A 14,977-nucleotide genomic window follows, 5' to 3' on the forward strand; every position below is an offset into this window, starting at 1 on the left:
TAGTATTTTTATTTGATACATTTTTTCTATTTTCCGCATAGATTCTGCTTATCCGGGCGATAGGCATACCGATATCAGGCGCTGGCTGGGAATGACAGGCTGACTTCGAGGCCCCCGCCCGGTTTGGCGTTGCGAACGGCGACCTGACCTTTGTAGCGGCTCGCGATGCGCTGCACGATGGCCATGCCCAACCCCGTGCCGTCGGCTTGAGTGCGTGCCGTGTTGACGCGATAGAACGGGCGCAGCACGAGCGCCAGTTGATCGTCCGGAATGCCCTGGCCGCGGTCGCGCACGACGAGCTCCATGCGCTCGCCGATCGCGCGCGTGACGATGGTTACGTCGGTGCGGCCGGTACTCGGGGTTTTGCCATATTTGCGCGCGTTCTCCAGCAGATTGTCGAGCATGCGGGCCAGGTCGGTGCGCTCGCCGGCGATGACCGCGTGCGGGGCCAGTTCGAGTGTGATGCTCATTTCGTCGCGGCCGACGAAACGCTGAGCCTGTTCCCGGGCAATCTCGGATAGATCGACCGGCTGCGTGGTGCGCACGGTCGTGCGCGCATAGTCGAGAAACCGCCCGATGATGTCGTCCATCTGCTCGATGTCGCTGATCATGTCGCGCTTGGTGTCTTCGCTGGATGGGCTCATTTCGGTTTCGAGCCGCAGACGCGCCAGTGGCGTGCGCAGATCGTGGGAAATACCGGCCAGCATCAGGGTTCGATCGGCTTCGAGTCGCTCCAGCTCTTGCACCATCAAGTTGAAACTGCGATTGGCTTCGGCTGCTTCGCCGATGCCGCGCTCCGGCAGCGGGTCGGGGCGCGCGCCGGCGCCGACGGCGCGCGCGGCGTGCGCGAGGCGGGCGAATGGGCGGTTGACCAGGGCCGTGATGAAGGCCGCGCCGATCAGTGACAGCGCCAGGGCGAAGGTGCCCCAGCTGAACAGCTGCAGGCCGGTGGCGGTGTCGATGCGATCCTGTTCGATGGCAACCCAGTAGTCGTCCTCATCGATTTTGAAGCTGATCCAGAGCGCCGGAATACCGTTGACGCTGGTGGCAACCACCGTGTCGGTGCCGAGCCGGCGTGCCACTTCGCGCGAAATCTGCGGCAGCAGCGGCACCAGGTTCGGCTCGCGCGCGACCTTGTCGCTCGGTTCACGGGGATAGACGCGAATCCCTTCGTTGTTCTCGAGATCCTGCAGCAGCGCGCGCCGCAGGTCGGGCTCGGAATAGAGCAGGGAGGTTCGCGTCAGTTTGACGATACTGACCAGCTGCTGGGCAACGCGCTGGGCGCGCGGCTCGCGTTCGATAACGCGAAAGCTCTGGTACCACGCCGCGAGGCTGACACCGATCAGCAGCGCGATCAGGAAGAAGGTGCGCCAGAATAACCCACCAAACAGCCAGCGGAACAGGCGTATCGGATGCATGCGGTAAGAGACTACCTGAGGGCGGAGGGCGGAGGCCGCCGGCCGTTCAGACTCCGCCGTCGGGGATGAAAACATAACCCAGACCCCACACGGTCTGGATGTAGCGGGGGCTGCTGGGATCGGGCTCGATCAGCTTGCGCAGTCGCGAGATCTGCACGTCCAGGCTGCGATCGAATACTTCGTACTCTCGGCCGCGCGCGAGTTCCATTAATTTCTCGCGCGACAGCGGTTGACGCGGATGACGGGCAAAAACTTTGAGCACCGAAAATTCGCCGGTGGTCAGTGCAATTTCCTGGCCTTTCTTGGTCAGGGTGCGGGTGGCCAGATTCAGCGTGAAGTCGCCGAATTCGAACGACTCGGAGTTCTCGCTCGGCGCGCCGGGCAATTCGGCAGGCGCCTGGCGGCGCAACACGGCATGGATGCGGGCGACCAGCTCACGCGGGTTGAACGGCTTGGGCAGGTAGTCGTCAGCTCCCATTTCGAGACCAACGATGCGGTCGACATCTTCGCCTTTGGCAGTTAACATGATGATCGGCGTTCGATCGTTGGCGCCCCGCAGCCGGCGGCAGATCGACAGGCCGTCTTCTCCGGGCAGCATCAGGTCGAGTACCAACAGATCGAATCGCTCGCGAACCCAGAGCTTGTTCATGGATGTGGCATTATCGGCCACGAAGACGTTCAAGCCCTGCTCGCCAAGATAACGGCGAAGCAGGTCGCGCAATCGCGGATCGTCGTCGACCACCAGAACTTTGGGAGGGTTTTTGTTTTCCATGGCCAGCATCTTAGCGCGAATTCCGGATCATGAGTGCTGTTGATATGACTTGAAAACGGGATTACAAAGGGTTACACAATATATCCTATGGTTGGCGGGGGACATCGGTCGAAGCCCCCTACACTTCACAGCGCAGGTTGTCGCAAGGACGCGTAATCGGAAGAGGGATCGCTTAAGATGAGATTGGCTGTAGTGGATTCGCTGCTTGTCCTGACGATGGCCGTGTTTTTTTTGAACGTGGGCGCCGCCTACGCCAGGCCGATCGAGCGGGTGGGCGAGCACTTCAGGTCGGGTGCCCATCCGGCTTACGCGCGAGTGCCACAAAAGCGGGTCGATCACTCCAAACAGGGGCGCGTCGTGCGCCAAGCGGATCCGAAAGGCGCAGGGCTCGTCCCTCGTGGCGCCGACCGGGTGGATCGCCAGTACGACATCGACCCCGACTATCAGCGGCGCACCGGCCACATGTCACCGGAAGACCGTCGCCTGCTGCGCGAGCACATCGAAGACGCCGTCCACGACCTGTACTCGCGTTGAAGCGATTCATCCATACATCAGCGGGTTCGCCAGGCGATCCAGAGTTTGCGCAGCGGCGTGAGATCGATGCGCTGATGAAGAATCTCGAATTGACTGCGTTCGATCTCGTCGAGTAACGCCAGATGCAGGCGTGCCAGCGCCAGCAGAGCGCGCTGGCGGCGGCGATCCACGGTCGGCAGCGCCGCATGCGCCGCTTGCAATTGTTCTCGCGCGCGCTGAGTCTGGTAACGCATCAACGATTTGAACTGACCGGAGTAGCCGCCATTCTGGATGGCCGCGGCGGTGACGTCGAATCGCTGCAGCTCATCGACGGGGAAGTAGATATAGCCGCGCCGCGCGTCGGCGCCGACATTGGCGACGGTGCGTGCCAGCGCGATGGCTTGGCCGAGCGCTTCGGCGCGCGGTGGCGTCTGCGGGTCGGAGAAGCCATAGAGATGAGCCGCCAGGATCGCGGGCCGGCCGCCGTTGAGCCGGCAGTAGCGATCGAGTGCCGGCAAGTCGAGATAGCGCATTTGCTCGATGTCCATCTCGGCGCCATCGACCAGTTGCAGCAGCGCGGCCTCGTTGATTCCGGTTTTTTCCAGATGGGGCGATAGTGCCTTGCTGGCCGGGTGGGTCGGCTGGCCGGCGCACAGCGAAGCGATTTCAGTGCGCCACCATGCGAGCTTGGCACTCGCCACGCTGGGCTCATGCACTTTATCTTTTACTTCGGCGATTTCCTGGCACAACGCATGCAATGCGTAGGCCGCCGCGCGCCGCGCCGGCGGCGCCATCAACAGCGCGTAGTAAAGATTTGAACCGGGAGGTGCCGCCTTTTGGCGGCAGTAGGCATCGGAGGCGTTCATCGTTTTTCGGGCTGGGGAGGGAGCGTCCCCGATAACGAGCGGAGTGGTGCGAGGAGGGGGACTCGAACCCCCACACCATTGCTGGCGTCAGGACCTAAACCTGGTGCGTCTACCAATTTCGCCATCCTCGCAGCCTGTTGTGATCGCCCCGCCAAACGAAGGCGGCGACACAACCAGCAATCCATGAACCCGGAGCGGCTACGCTGGCCTGGGTGAGCCATGGGCAAAACAGCCGAACATTGTACATTAACTCGCCGGGCGGTGGTGTGATCCGCTGCGTGTCGCGGGGAAAATCCTACGCGCTGGCAGGACGTGGCGGGCGGCACGTGGGGGTCTGCCCGCCTTGCTTTGGTGTCTTGTTTGACTAAACTTGAAGTGAGCGGCTTGGACGTATATCGGCCGCGTCGATTCAGCATGGTTTCTTCACCATAATTATTCAACCGGAGGCTGCCATGTTTCAGGGAACCTGGTTTGCAACGACGGTGATCGTGTTGGTAGTGGCAGTCGCGGTAGCGTGGCTGGTCAATCGAGATTGGTGCCGTTGCCATCGCAACGACACCGGCAATGAGGACGTGGGCACCGAACGGCCGAACCATGCGCGGCGCAGCGATATAAAACGCTATCCTTAAGAGCGTTGCGCCGCCCGGATCGTTTGTTTGTGAGGGTGTTCATGGGAACTCCCGGATTACTTCCTTTGGGCATCGCCGCCTTGATGATGACGGCGTTCCTGGCGATCCTCGTGGTAACGATCGAGCGCTGGTGGTCTGCCCATCGCGAGCGTCTTGCGCGTCACCCGTCGCGCTTGCATCGTCATGGCGGCTGGCATCGACGCAATCACCAACGCTGACGGCGGAAAAGGGGCGTGCCGCGCGTTGTCCGGTATCCCGCGATGAACCAAAAAAAGCCCGCGCGAGGCGGGCTTAGTGCAGAGGTCTCGGGGGTCAAATCACGTTTTGCAGAACGTATCGTCCCTGCAGGGTCAGCCGCGGGCGTTGAGCGCCCGAATCGAGCTTTTCCCACTCGACCAGCTTGCTTTCCAGCAACGATTCCAGATCGGGGCGGCTGAGCTCCACTTGATCGGGATCGTAGTTGAGCAGCATTAGGGTGGCAAATTCATGATGACTCAGCATCGTCGTCTCCCGGGTTGCGGTTCACGGTATTCCAAGAGCCCCAAGGAATAAGCCCTGGAGGGATTTAAAGAATAGTGCATGAATGTGACAATTGCGCGGCAAATCTTGATTTTTTAATGCTGCGTCGCGCCATAACCGGCAGCCGATTATTAACAAAATGTAAATTCCGGGATAAGCACCCGCGGGAATTTCCCGGTTCGCTCGTCCGGGACGGTAGAATAGGCGAATTTTCCAGCTTCAACCATTTATGCCGTCCAAGAAAACGCCTTTCTTCGAATTGCGCAGTGGCGCCGTGGAAACGCTGCATTTTGTCGTTAAATCGACCGAAATGGGCGCCTTACGTGCCGAACTTGCGCAGCGTTTCGTGGCGACTCCAGAGTTTTTTTCCAACGAGGCTGTCGCGATCGACGTGCGGCGTCTGGATGACCCCCAATCCTTGCCGTTGCCCGAGCTGGTCGATCTGCTGAGAACTTGCCGCATGAACCCGATCGGGGTGGTGGCGCATGACGCGCCGGCAGCCTGGCTCGCCGCGGGCGGCCTGCCGCTGCTCGACAGCCAGGAGCGTCGTCCGAGCAGAGGCGAGTCGGCGCAGGTCGAGTTGACTGCGCCGGTGTCGGCGGAAGGCGCGGCAGTCGAGACCGAATCGGCCCCCGAGTCCGGAGCAAGGGATGCCGCCCAGACGCTGATTATCGACAAGCCGCTGCGCTCGGGGCAGCAAATTTACGCCAAAGGCGATGTCGTTGTGCTCGACGTCGTGAATTGCGGTGCGGAGGTCATTGCCGAAGGTAATATTCATGTTTACGCCCCGCTGCGAGGGCGAGCGTTGGCCGGGGTGCATGGCAACCATGGCGCGCGGATTTTCTGCACCTGTCTGGAACCGGAGTTGATCTCGATTGCCGGGATTTACCGGACCACCGAAAATGCCCTGCCGGAGAATGTGATGGGCCGCTCGGTGCAGGTGAGGTTGCGCAACGACAAATTGATTTTCGAGCCGCTTCGGCTCAAGTGACATTTAGTTTTTTGGAAGGCGTCGACAGATGGCAAAAGTGATCGTTGTGACCTCCGGCAAGGGGGGTGTGGGCAAGACTACCACCAGCGCGAGTTTTGCGGCTGGGCTGGCACTGCATGGCCATAAGACCGTGGTGATCGATTTCGACGTTGGGCTGCGCAACCTGGATTTGATCATGGGCTGCGAGCGGCGGGTCGTGTATGACCTGATCAATGTGATCCATGGTGAAGCGAATCTGAATCAGGCGCTCATCAAGGACAAGACGTGCGATAACCTCTACATCCTGCCGGCCTCGCAAACGCGGGACAAGGATGCGCTCACGCACGAGGGCGTCGAAAAGATCATCAACGATCTGGTCGCGATGGATTTCGAATATATCGTCTGCGACTCGCCTGCGGGAATCGAGAGCGGCGCGCTGCTGGCCATGCATTTCGCCGACGAGGCGCTGATCGTGACCAATCCGGAAGTATCGTCGGTACGCGATTCCGATCGCATTCTGGGCATCCTGGCATCCAAGACCAAGCGCGCAATCGAAGGCAATGAGCCGGTCAAGGAACATTTGCTGATCACCCGCTACAACCCCAAGCGCGTCAATGATGGTCAGATGCTGTCGCTCGAGGACATCCAGGAAATTCTGCGCATCAAGCTGATTGGCGTGATTCCGGAATCGGAGTCCGTGCTCCACGCATCCAACCAGGGCGTGCCGGCGATTCACCTGAACGGCAGCGACGTTGCCGAAGCCTACAAGGACGTGGTCAATCGATTCAAGGGCGAGGACATGCCGATGCGCTTCACGGATTACCAGAAGCCGGGGTTCCTGCAACGGTTTTTCGGCGGCAAGTAAGGAGCGGATATGTCGATTTTTTCGTTTTTGCTCGGAGAGAAAAAGAAGACCGCCACGGTTGCCAAGGAACGCCTGCAGATCATTCTTGCGCATGAGCGCGATAGCCGTCTGCCGCCGGCCGACTACCTGCCCGCGCTGCAGCGCGAATTGGTCGCGGTGATCTCGAAGTACGTCAATATCGGCAGCGAAGACATCAAGGTCAACCTGGAGCGCGGCGAGAGTCTCGAGGTGCTGGAAGTAAAAATCGAGATCCCGCAGGCGTCGTCGGTCTGAGGCGTCTGTGGCATGGGCCTGTTTGGCGGCGGTGCGATCATTAGGCGGCAACCGCTTGCCGCCGTGACTCGCGGTCGCGAAGGCGCTCTCTCATCTTACGAACTTTCCCGGATTACATCTCGTGACTTCTGCCTCTGCTGAGCTCCCCGTGCACTATTTCCGCGGCCGCGATGGCGCTGTGCTCGCGTATCGCGAGATGGGCGAAGGTCGGCCGGTCGTGCTGATTCACGGCTATTTTTCCACTGCGCTGGTCAATTGGGTGCGTTACGGGCATGCCGCGAAACTAGCCGCACGCGGTTTTCGCGTCATCATGCCGGACCTGCGCGCCCATGGCGACAGCGCCAAATCTCACGACGCCTCCGCCTATCCGCCTGACGTGCTGGCCGATGACGGTTTTGCGCTGCTGGAGCATCTGGGGCTGACCGATTACGACCTTGGTGGCTACTCGCTGGGTGGACGCACGACCATGCGCATGCTCGTGCGCGGCGCCAAACCTCGTCGGGCGATTGCCGCGGGCATGGGGCTCGAGGGAATTCTCGACACCGCCGGGCGTGGCACGCATTTTCGGCACATTCTGACGCATCTCGGCACCTTTCAGCGTGGCTCGGCCGAGTGGATGGCGGAAGCTTTTCTGAAGACCGTGGGCGGAGACCCAGTGGCTCTGCTGCATATTCTCGACACTTTCGTCGATACGCCGCGAGAGGCGCTGGCGGCGATCGATACCCCCACGCTGGTGCTGACCGGCGCCGAGGACGACGACAACGGTTCCGGCGAAGCCCTGGCAGCGGTTTTGCCGCAGGGTCGGTTTCAGGAGATTCCCGGCAACCACATGGCGGCCGTCACCAAGCCGGAGCTGGGCACCGCCATCGCAGATTTTCTCGGCGCCTGAGCCCGGTCGTCAGTAGGATTTCGGCAGGCCGAGCACCTTTTCGGCGATAAAACACATGATCAATTGCGGGCTGACCGGCGCGAGTCTTGGAATCCACGACTCGCGCAGGTAGCGTTCGACGTGATACTCCTTGGCGAACCCCATGCCGCCGTGGGTTGCGATGGCGGTTTGGCACGCCTGGAATGCGGCTTCGCCGGCAAGATACTTGCCGGCGTTGGCCTCGGCGCCGCAGGGCTTGCCGGCATCGTATAGCGATGCGGCTTTGAACACCATCAGATTGGCGGCTTCCAACTGCATCCAGGCCTGCGCCAGCGGATGCTGGATGCCCTGGTTCTGGCCGATGGGCCGGCCGAACACGTGGCGCTCGCCAGCGTAGCGTACGGCGCGCGCCAACGCCGCCTGGCCCAGACCCACGGCCTCGGCCGCGATCAGGATGCGCTCCGGGTTCAGTCCGTGCAGGATGTATTTGAAACCGCTGCCTTCGTCGCCGATGCGGTCCTCGATAGGCACGGGTAACTCGTCCAGAAACAGCATATTCGAGTCGACCGCCTTGCGTCCCATTTTTTCGATTTCCCGCACCTCGACTTTGCTTCTATCGAGATCGGTGTAGAACAGGCTCAGTCCGTCGGTTGCCTTTGTGACTTGATCGAGCGGGGTGGTTCGCGCCAGGATCAGCATTTTATTGGCGACCTGCGCGGTCGAAATCCAGATCTTGCGGCCGCTGAGCAGGTAATGATCGCCACGACGTATTGCCTGGGTTTTGAGGTGCGTGGTGTCCAGCCCTGCGTCGGGCTCGGTCACTGCAAAGCAGGCCTTGTCCTGGCCGGCAATGAGCGGCGGCAAAAAGCGCTGTTTCTGTTCATGCGAGCCAAACACCTGAACTGGATTGAGGCCGAAGATGTTCATGTGCAGCGCGGAGGCGCCCGAGAGGCCGGCGCCGGAGGCGCTGACGGTGCGCATCATCAGTGCCGCCTCGGTCATGCCGAGTCCCGCGCCGCCATAGGCGGGATCCATTGCAATGCCTAGCCAGCCGGCGTCTGCGAAGGCCTGATGAAAATCGTGCGGGAATCCGCCGTCGCGATCTTTGTGCAGCCAGTAATCATCGTCGAAGCGGGCGCAAATTCGCTCGACGGCATCCTTGATAGCCAATTGCTGCTCGGAAAACTCGAAATCCATGTCGGTGTGCTCCCAGGAGGCGACATCAATCGCTACGGTCGGATGGGGACGGGAAATTCCCTTTAGTGAAAAATATTTTATGGTTGAGAATTATTATTTGCAACCTACAAGGGAATTGCTCGCGACCGCAGGACTGTGCGGGTTGTCGGCTGATCGCTTGACTTTGTGATTCTCATCCATAAAACTAACTTCATGGACGTAAAACTCGTATCGCGAACACTCGATCTCATCGAGGTCTTTGCCGAATGCCGGCGGCCTTTGCCGCTGACGGAATTGGCGCGTTTGCTCGATGCGCCGGTTTCCAGTTGCCTGGCGCTCGTGCGCACCCTGACCAATCGCGGCTACCTTTACGAAGTCAAGAAACGCGGCGGCTACTATCCGACCAAGCGACTGTTGAATGCAGCGCTCCAGATCGATCTGGGCGACCCGCTGCTCGAGGTGGTCAGGGAATATTTGGCACAGTTGCGGGATCAGACTGACGAGACTGTCGTTTTCGGCAAGCTGCAGGAAACCTCGGTGGTCTATCTGGACGTGGTGGAATCGACCCGGGCGATTCGCTATAACGCCAAGCCTGGCGAGCATCGCAGCGTGCATGCGAACTCGATCGGCAAATCGCTGTTCGGGCAGTTGAGCGCTCAACAGCGTATGGCCTTGGCGGCGAAGCTGGATTTCCGGCGCTATACCGAAAACACCCTGTGCGATCTCGAGAGCCTGGTCGCCGACGTTGAAACTTCAAAAAAACGGGGCTGGTACGCCAATATCGGGGAGAGCGCGGCCGACCTGGCCGCCATCGCCATGCCGGTCGAACTCGCCGGCCAAGCCTACGGCATATCCGTCGTTGGGCCGATCCAGCGTATCCTGAGCCATCGAGAGCGCTACCTGGAGTCGTTGCGGCAAGTGGTGGCAACCCTGCTCAGCGAAAGCAAATTGACACTCGACGCGCCGCCATGAGCGCGCAGATCGGCTTTATCACTTTCTTGCATCGAAATCAACAACATGGAGACAGGCATGACCGCATCAGCCAAACCCGGCGCCTTGGCAGGAATCAAAGTCATCGATCTCTCGCGTGTGCTCGGGGGGCCGTACAGCACGCAGATTCTGGCGGATCACGGCGCCGATGTGATCAAGATCGAACCGCCCCAAGGCGACGAGACCCGCCAGTGGGGTCCTCCGTTCATGGGAGATTCCGCGGCCTACTTCGAGGGCGTCAATCGCAACAAGCGGGGCGCGGTACTCGATTTGTCTCGAGAGGATGACCGGGCTCGGCTGTTGCTTATGCTCGAGGACGCCGACGTGCTGGTCGAGAACTTCAAGGTCGGCACGATGGAGCGCTGGGGCATCGGCTATGAGCAGACGCTGCAGGCCCGCTTTCCGCGTCTGATCTATTGCCGGGTGTCTGGCTTCGGTGCGGATGGGCCGCTTGGCGGATTGCCCGGATACGATGCGGCGATTCAAGCCATGACGGGTCTGATGAGCGTCAATGGAATGCCCGACGGCGAGCCGTTGCGGCTCGGCGTACCGGTGGTCGACATGGTTACCGGGCTGAACGCGGCGCTTGGCATCCTGCTGGCGTTGAACGAACGCAAGCTGAGCCAGCGCGGCCAATTCGTCGAGGCGGCGCTGTTCGACTGCGCCTTGTCGGTGCTGCATCCGCACACCACCAATTTCTTTGCGTCCGGCAAGACACCGGGCCGTTCCGGCAACGCGCATCCGAATATTGCGCCCTACGATACGTTCCATACCGCAACTTCGCCTATTTTCCTGGCGGTGGGTAACGATTCGCAATTCCGCAAGTTATGCGAGGTGCTCGGTGACACGGCGTTGGGCAGCGACGAGCGGTTTGCGAATAACGGCCTGCGTTCGGCCAATCGCGGCGAGCTGAGGGTTCGGCTGGAGCGGTTGCTTGCCGCCCACGATGGCGTGGCGCTGGCCGACCGGCTGATCCGGGCCGGCGTGCCGTGCGGGCCGGTGCTGGATGTGCCTGGCGCACTCGCTCAGCCGCATACGCAACATCGCCAGATGGTGGTGGAACTCGGCACGTATCGGGGCATTGCTTCGCCGATCAAGCTTGGCCGCACCCCGGCTTCCTATCGCAGTCGGCCCCCGGCATTTGGCGAGCACTCGGCGGAAGTCTTGCCGCCGCTGCCCGATCCGCATGCGCCCAATGACTGATAGGGGGCCGTGCCGCGCTCCGTCGGACGCGCGCACGGTTCCACAGTAGGCGAGCTGCGGACGAGCCAAAAGCAGGGTGGCAATCAGCGAAACCAGGTATGTTCTACCGCTTTTCTGGAGAAATCGCTGATGTCCGGGGAAATCTTTTGATAAAATACAGCGCTTTGCATAAAAAAAGATTTTTGGCTCTATTAGATATTTGAGCGAAGGGAGCGGACCCTGCGGTTCGTACTGGCTCAGAATTGATTAATTTTCGCAGGGCCTGCCGGCGGGATCCCTCCTCGCATGGCCAGTGCGGCTCCTCTGGATGGACAAAGATTCCCATGACTACTGTTGTTGAAAACCTTGGCAAACTGGAACGTCGCGTCACTATCGCTTTCCCGAAGGAAGAAGTGGCGCAGGAAGTGGACGTGCGCATTCGCCGCCTGGCGAAAAATGTGCGCATGCCGGGTTTCCGCCCTGGCAAGGTGCCGTTGAAAATGGTCAAGCAACAACACGGCGGTCAGGTCGAAGCCGAGGTGGTCAGCGATAAAATCGGCCGCATGTTCTTCGATATCAGTCAGGCACAATCGCTGCGCGTGGCCGGTCAACCGCGTTTCGAGACAAAATCCGGCGAGGGTGTGAGCGACGACACCTACGCGTTCGACGCGACCTTCGAGGTGTATCCGGAAGTCAAGATCGGTGATCTGGCCAACGCCGAAATCACCCGCACCACGACGAACATCGGTGACGAGGAAATCGACCGCACCATCGACATCCTGCGCAAGCAGCGCGTGCACTATCACGTGCGGGGCGAGAGCGGCGAGCATGGCGATGGCGGCGAAGCGACAGTGCAAAACGGTGACCGCGCCACGGTCGATTTCGTTGGCAAGCTCGACGGCGAAGCATTCGCCGGCGGCAGCGCGGAAGATTTCGCGTTCGTGCTGGGCGAAGGCCGCATGCTGCCGGAATTCGAGACGGCCGCGCTGGGCCTGAAAGTGGGCGAGAGTCGCGAGTTCGACCTCAAATTCCCTGACGATTATCACGGCAAGGACGTGGCCGGAAAGACCGCGCAGTTCACGATCACGGTCAAGAAGATCGAGTGGCCGCATCTGCCCGAGGTCGATGCCGAATTCGCGAAATCGCTGGGTGTGGCCGATGGCGACCTGGCGAAAATGCGCGCCGACATCACCGAAAATCTGCAGCGCGAAGTCAAGCGCCGCACGCACGCCTTGCTCAAGGATCAAGTAATGGATGCCCTGCTGAAGGCGTCCGAACTCGATACGCCGAAAGCGCTGGTCGAGCAGGAGCAGCAGCGCCTGGTCGAAATGGCGCGCCAGGATCTCGAATCGCGCGGCGTACCCAATGCGCGCAATGCCCCGATCCCCGCTGAAATGTTCGCGGAGCAAGCCGAGCGTCGCGTCAAACTGGGCTTGATTCTGGCCGAGTTGGTCAAGGCCAGCAACCTGCAGGCCAAGCCGGAACAGATCCGGGCGGAAGTCGAGGAATTCGCGAAAAGCTACGAAGACCCGACCGAAGTCGTCCGCTGGTACTATGGCGATCAGCAGCGCATGGCGGAGATGGAAGGCTACGTGGTGGAAAACAACGTCGTCGAGTTCGTTCTCGGCAAAGCCAAGGTCAGCGAAAAGGCCGTCAGCTTCGAAGAACTGGCCGGCGGCCCTCAGCAAGCGTAATTTCCCATGATCGCGCCGGTGTCTCAGGACCCGGCGCGATTATCTGAGCGATCGCGATCGTCCCTCTCCCAGCGTCGACTATTTCCATTATTTCAGGGCCGCATTGACATGATTACCCGCTCCGAATTGCTCGATCAACTCTCCGATGCACACGCTTCGGCCTTGCAGACACGTTCCCTCGGATTGGTGCCGATGGTCGTCGAGCAAAGCGGCCGCGGGGAGCGTGCTTACGACATCTATTCCCGGTTGCTGCGCGAGCGGGTGATTTTCATGGTTGGCGAGGTCAATGACGACACCGCCAATCTGGTCGTGGCGCAATTGCTGTTTCTGGAAAGCGAGAATCCCGACAAGGATATTTCGCTGTATATCAATTCGCCAGGCGGGTCCGTCTCGGCCGGGATGGCGATCTACGACACCATGCAGTTCGTCAAGCCCGACGTGTCGACCTTGTGCATGGGTTTTGCCGCCAGCATGGGAGCGTTTTTGCTGGCCGCCGGGGCAAAGGGCAAGCGCTTTTCGCTTCCCAATGCGCGCATCATGATTCATCAGCCGCTGGGCGGCGCCCGCGGGCAAGCCTCGGATATTGAAATCCACGCCCGGGAGATCCTTTATCTCAAGGAGCGGCTGAACCAGTTGCTGGCCCAGAATACCGGTCAGCCGGTCGAGAAGGTGGCGCGCGACACCGACCGCGATAATTTCCTCTCGGCCGACGATGCGGCGGCCTACGGCCTGATCGACAAGGTTGTCGCCAATCGGTCCTGATCGTTCTCGGGATACGGGGGCTGGCGCCCCCGTTTCGATTTTCGAGTCCTCAGCCGTCTCAGGGATTTCCCCCGCTGTCGTGCATCAACCACACGTCGGCGCGTCATGGCGCTACAATGGAAACACTTATGCCCACTTGGTGCGCATCCGATCAGGGCGTAACAGGTCGGCTAACGCTTCAGGCTGACAGATATGGTGGATAAAAAAAGTACTTCCAACGGCGAAAAGCTGCTCTATTGCTCGTTTTGCGGCAAGAGCCAGCATGAGGTCAAAAAGCTGATCGCGGGTCCGTCGGTGTTCATCTGCGACGAGTGCATCGACCTGTGCAACGAAATCATTCGCGATGAGGCGTCCGCTGCCGATGATGAGCAATCCGGCGGTAAGTCCGACTTGCCTGCGCCGCAGGAGATCCGGGAAATCCTCGATCAGTATGTGATCGGCCAGGAGCGCGCCAAGAAGATTCTCGCCGTAGCGGTGTATAACCACTACAAACGGTTGAAGCATCTGGGCGACAAGCGCGACGAAGTCGAACTGTCGAAGAGCAATATTCTGCTGATCGGGCCCACTGGCTCCGGCAAGACCTTGCTCGCGCAAACGCTGGCCCGTCTGCTCAACGTACCCTTCGTGATTGCCGACGCGACTACCCTGACCGAAGCCGGGTATGTCGGCGAAGACGTCGAAAACATCATTCAGAAACTGCTGCAGAACTGCAACTACGAGATCGAGCAGGCCCAGCGCGGGATCGTCTATATCGACGAAATCGACAAGATCAGCCGCAAATCCGACAATCCGTCGATTACGCGCGATGTCTCCGGAGAGGGCGTTCAGCAAGCCTTGCTGAAGCTGGTCGAGGGCACGATGGCGTCGGTGCCTCCGCAGGGCGGGCGCAAGCATCCGAATCAGGATTTCATCCAGGTCGATACGACCAACATTCTGTTCATTTGCGGCGGCGCCTTCGATGGTCTGGAAAAGATCATCATCGATCGCACCGAGAAAACCGGCATCGGCTTCGGGGCCACCGTGAAAAGCGGCGAAGAGCGCGATGTGAGCGAGATGTTGCTCGATGTCGAACCGGAAGACCTGATCAAATTCGGGTTGATTCCCGAACTGATCGGCCGTCTGCCGGTGGTCGCCACGCTGGGCAAACTCGACGAGGACGCGCTGGTGACGATCCTCATCGAACCCAAGAATGCGCTGGTCAAGCAATATCAGCGCCTGTTCTCGATGGAAGGGGTCGACCTCGAGATCCGTCCGGCAGCCCTGCACGCGATCGCTCGCAAGGCGATCAAGCGCAAGGCGGGCGCGCGCGGCTTGCGATCGATCCTGGAACAATCGTTGCTTGACGTGATGTACGAACTTCCGTCGCTCAAGGGCGTGAGCAAGGTCATTCTCGACGAGAATGCCGTCGCGGGCGAGGGCAAACCGCTTTTGATTTATCAGGATACGCCGAAGGTCGCCGGATCCTCCAATTGAACGGTAA

At 60.4% G+C, this 14,977-nt stretch carries 17 protein-coding genes and 1 tRNA gene; 12 read left to right on the plus strand and 6 right to left on the minus strand.

From position 1 onward, the window contains the following. Positions 1-74 precede the first annotated feature (74 nt). Positions 75-1,418, minus strand: a complete 1,344-nt coding sequence (locus PATSB16_RS08045; RefSeq protein WP_156884656.1) for an ATP-binding protein — start codon at positions 1,416-1,418, stop codon at positions 75-77. Positions 1,419-1,464: 46 nt separating this feature from the next. After that, the gene (gene ompR / locus PATSB16_RS08050; protein WP_047216389.1) at positions 1,465-2,190 is read right to left on the minus strand and encodes an osmolarity response regulator transcription factor OmpR; all 726 of its coding nucleotides are present in this window, start codon (positions 2,188-2,190) and stop codon (positions 1,465-1,467) included. A 177-nt stretch (positions 2,191-2,367) separates the two neighbouring features. On the opposite strand from ompR, the gene PATSB16_RS08055 reads away from it, so the two are divergent. Further along, a complete protein-coding gene (locus tag PATSB16_RS08055; RefSeq protein ID WP_156884660.1) occupies positions 2,368-2,724 on the plus strand; it encodes a hypothetical protein in 357 nt (118 codons plus the stop codon). Positions 2,725-2,741: 17 nt separating this feature from the next. Here PATSB16_RS08055 and PATSB16_RS08060 read toward each other — a convergent pair whose 3' ends face one another. Both PATSB16_RS08060 and PATSB16_RS08065 read right to left on the minus strand, forming a co-directional pair. Then, complete coding sequence (locus PATSB16_RS08060) at positions 2,742-3,569, minus strand: squalene/phytoene synthase family protein (protein ID WP_047213651.1); 828 nt, start codon at positions 3,567-3,569, stop codon at positions 2,742-2,744. A 44-nt stretch (positions 3,570-3,613) separates the two neighbouring features. Then, a tRNA-Leu gene (locus PATSB16_RS08065) sits at positions 3,614-3,700 on the minus strand. Positions 3,701-4,021: 321 nt separating this feature from the next. On the opposite strand from PATSB16_RS08065, the gene PATSB16_RS20830 reads away from it, so the two are divergent. After that, positions 4,022-4,198: a hypothetical protein gene (locus PATSB16_RS20830; protein ID WP_156884662.1), complete on the plus strand. Its 177-nt coding sequence runs from the start codon at positions 4,022-4,024 to the stop codon at positions 4,196-4,198. A gap of 41 nt (positions 4,199-4,239) precedes the next feature. Continuing rightward, positions 4,240-4,416, plus strand: a complete 177-nt coding sequence (locus PATSB16_RS20835) for a hypothetical protein (RefSeq protein WP_156884664.1) — start codon at positions 4,240-4,242, stop codon at positions 4,414-4,416. Positions 4,417-4,510: 94 nt separating this feature from the next. Here PATSB16_RS20835 and PATSB16_RS08070 read toward each other — a convergent pair whose 3' ends face one another. After that, positions 4,511-4,699 carry a hypothetical protein gene (locus tag PATSB16_RS08070; protein ID WP_047213653.1) on the minus strand — a complete coding sequence of 63 codons (189 nt, stop codon included), beginning with the start codon at positions 4,697-4,699 and terminating at the stop codon, positions 4,511-4,513. Positions 4,700-4,946: 247 nt separating this feature from the next. On the opposite strand from PATSB16_RS08070, the gene minC reads away from it, so the two are divergent. The 4 genes from minC to PATSB16_RS08090 all read left to right on the plus strand — a co-directional run bounded on the left by minC (position 4,947) and on the right by PATSB16_RS08090 (position 7,714). Continuing rightward, a complete protein-coding gene (gene minC / locus PATSB16_RS08075; protein WP_047213654.1) occupies positions 4,947-5,708 on the plus strand; it encodes a septum site-determining protein MinC in 762 nt (253 codons plus the stop codon). A 28-nt stretch (positions 5,709-5,736) separates the two neighbouring features. Further along, the gene (gene minD, locus PATSB16_RS08080; RefSeq protein WP_047213655.1) at positions 5,737-6,552 is read left to right on the plus strand and encodes a septum site-determining protein MinD; all 816 of its coding nucleotides are present in this window, start codon (positions 5,737-5,739) and stop codon (positions 6,550-6,552) included. A 9-nt stretch (positions 6,553-6,561) separates the two neighbouring features. Then, positions 6,562-6,825 (plus strand): cell division topological specificity factor MinE, encoded by a 264-nt coding sequence (minE, locus tag PATSB16_RS08085; protein WP_047213657.1) that lies wholly within the window; start codon positions 6,562-6,564, stop codon positions 6,823-6,825. Positions 6,826-6,973: 148 nt separating this feature from the next. Further along, a complete protein-coding gene (locus tag PATSB16_RS08090) occupies positions 6,974-7,714 on the plus strand; it encodes an alpha/beta fold hydrolase (RefSeq protein ID WP_206093678.1) in 741 nt (246 codons plus the stop codon). A gap of 9 nt (positions 7,715-7,723) precedes the next feature. Here PATSB16_RS08090 and PATSB16_RS08095 read toward each other — a convergent pair whose 3' ends face one another. Continuing rightward, positions 7,724-8,890, minus strand: coding sequence for an acyl-CoA dehydrogenase family protein (locus tag PATSB16_RS08095; protein ID WP_047213659.1), 1,167 nt, complete (start codon positions 8,888-8,890; stop codon positions 7,724-7,726). Between the two features lie 192 nt (positions 8,891-9,082). Here PATSB16_RS08095 and PATSB16_RS08100 point away from each other — a divergent pair, with 192 nt between their 5' ends. The 5 genes from PATSB16_RS08100 (at position 9,083) to clpX (ending at position 14,970) form a co-directional block, all read left to right on the plus strand. Continuing rightward, positions 9,083-9,841: an IclR family transcriptional regulator gene (locus PATSB16_RS08100; protein ID WP_047213661.1), complete on the plus strand. Its 759-nt coding sequence runs from the start codon at positions 9,083-9,085 to the stop codon at positions 9,839-9,841. Between the two features lie 57 nt (positions 9,842-9,898). Further along, a complete protein-coding gene (locus tag PATSB16_RS08105) occupies positions 9,899-11,062 on the plus strand; it encodes a CaiB/BaiF CoA transferase family protein (protein WP_047213662.1) in 1,164 nt (387 codons plus the stop codon). A 323-nt stretch (positions 11,063-11,385) separates the two neighbouring features. After that, positions 11,386-12,735 carry a trigger factor gene (gene tig, locus PATSB16_RS08110; protein WP_047213663.1) on the plus strand — a complete coding sequence of 450 codons (1,350 nt, stop codon included), beginning with the start codon at positions 11,386-11,388 and terminating at the stop codon, positions 12,733-12,735. Positions 12,736-12,846: 111 nt separating this feature from the next. Continuing rightward, a complete protein-coding gene (gene clpP, locus PATSB16_RS08115) occupies positions 12,847-13,497 on the plus strand; it encodes an ATP-dependent Clp endopeptidase proteolytic subunit ClpP (protein WP_047216390.1) in 651 nt (216 codons plus the stop codon). Positions 13,498-13,689: 192 nt separating this feature from the next. Then, positions 13,690-14,970: an ATP-dependent Clp protease ATP-binding subunit ClpX gene (clpX, locus tag PATSB16_RS08120; protein ID WP_047213665.1), complete on the plus strand. Its 1,281-nt coding sequence runs from the start codon at positions 13,690-13,692 to the stop codon at positions 14,968-14,970. Positions 14,971-14,977: the final 7 nt, after the last annotated feature.

Origin of the sequence: Pandoraea thiooxydans (assembly GCF_001931675.1) — a bacterium.
Classification (GTDB): Bacteria; Pseudomonadota; Gammaproteobacteria; order Burkholderiales; family Burkholderiaceae; genus Pandoraea; species Pandoraea thiooxydans.

Excerpts from the sequence above, each read along its gene's own strand:
- PATSB16_RS08045 (WP_156884656.1), bottom strand. The coding sequence starts at position 1,418 with ATGCATCCGATACGCCTGTTCCGCTGGCTGTTTGGTGGGTTATTCTGG.
- ompR (WP_047216389.1), bottom strand. The coding sequence starts at position 2,190 with ATGGAAAACAAAAACCCTCCCAAAGTTCTGGTGGTCGACGACGATCCG.
- PATSB16_RS08055 (WP_156884660.1), top strand. The coding sequence starts at position 2,368 with ATGAGATTGGCTGTAGTGGATTCGCTGCTTGTCCTGACGATGGCCGTG.
- PATSB16_RS08060 (WP_047213651.1), bottom strand. The coding sequence starts at position 3,569 with ATGAACGCCTCCGATGCCTACTGCCGCCAAAAGGCGGCACCTCCCGGT.
- PATSB16_RS20830 (WP_156884662.1), top strand. The coding sequence starts at position 4,022 with ATGTTTCAGGGAACCTGGTTTGCAACGACGGTGATCGTGTTGGTAGTG.
- PATSB16_RS20835 (WP_156884664.1), top strand. The coding sequence starts at position 4,240 with ATGGGAACTCCCGGATTACTTCCTTTGGGCATCGCCGCCTTGATGATG.
- PATSB16_RS08070 (WP_047213653.1), bottom strand. The coding sequence starts at position 4,699 with ATGCTGAGTCATCATGAATTTGCCACCCTAATGCTGCTCAACTACGAT.
- minC (WP_047213654.1), top strand. The coding sequence starts at position 4,947 with ATGCCGTCCAAGAAAACGCCTTTCTTCGAATTGCGCAGTGGCGCCGTG.
- minD (WP_047213655.1), top strand. The coding sequence starts at position 5,737 with ATGGCAAAAGTGATCGTTGTGACCTCCGGCAAGGGGGGTGTGGGCAAG.
- minE (WP_047213657.1), top strand. The coding sequence starts at position 6,562 with ATGTCGATTTTTTCGTTTTTGCTCGGAGAGAAAAAGAAGACCGCCACG.
- PATSB16_RS08095 (WP_047213659.1), bottom strand. The coding sequence starts at position 8,890 with ATGGATTTCGAGTTTTCCGAGCAGCAATTGGCTATCAAGGATGCCGTC.
- PATSB16_RS08100 (WP_047213661.1), top strand. The coding sequence starts at position 9,083 with ATGGACGTAAAACTCGTATCGCGAACACTCGATCTCATCGAGGTCTTT.
- PATSB16_RS08105 (WP_047213662.1), top strand. The coding sequence starts at position 9,899 with ATGACCGCATCAGCCAAACCCGGCGCCTTGGCAGGAATCAAAGTCATC.
- tig (WP_047213663.1), top strand. The coding sequence starts at position 11,386 with ATGACTACTGTTGTTGAAAACCTTGGCAAACTGGAACGTCGCGTCACT.
- clpX (WP_047213665.1), top strand. The coding sequence starts at position 13,690 with ATGGTGGATAAAAAAAGTACTTCCAACGGCGAAAAGCTGCTCTATTGC.